The 507-nt window shown below is 65.7% G+C and carries 1 protein-coding gene; it reads left to right on the top strand.

All coding sequences use genetic code 11. The annotated features are described in order from the left end of the window. On the top strand, positions 1–507 hold a 507-nt coding region (locus EOE48_RS28625; RefSeq protein ID WP_148239817.1), incomplete at both ends, for an Ig-like domain-containing protein.

The raw sequence follows: 507 nt of genomic DNA, 5'->3' as shown, positions 1-507 counted from the left end.
AACGTGACGCTGGGCAGCGACGGGCTGACCTTGGCCGGTAATGCGCCTAGCGGCGTGGGCATCCGCGTCTACGATGCCGCAGGCAACCTGATCGGCACAGGCGGCGCTACCCTGAACGGCACCTTTACCCTGACGCTGAACACAGCGCAGCTCAACGGCCAGCATATTTCGGTTACTGCTGTAGCACTGGTGGGCGGCGAATCGCAGCCGACCTTCCTGCAAGCCGCCGACATCACGCCACCGGCCAACCCACTGGTGACCGGGCTGTCTCTGAACGGCCTGGTGCTGACCGGCACCGGTGAAGCAGGGGCGACGGTGACCGTGCGCGACGCCAGCAACAACGTGCTCGGCACGGCGGTGGTAAATGGCGGTGGCGTGTTCACCGTCAACCTGAACGCCGCACAGCTCAACGGCCAGGTACTGGGCGTGAGCCAGGCCGATGCTGCGGGCAATGTGTCCGGCAGTACCAGCTACACCGCCACAGACGTGCAACCGCCTGCAACACCG

The sequence above is a fragment of the Methylobacterium oryzihabitans genome, assembly GCF_004004555.2.
Classification (GTDB): Bacteria; Pseudomonadota; Alphaproteobacteria; order Rhizobiales; family Beijerinckiaceae; genus Methylobacterium; species Methylobacterium oryzihabitans.
The sequence above is the reverse complement of the archived record's forward strand: the minus strand, read 5'-3'. Positions and strand labels throughout refer to the sequence as shown.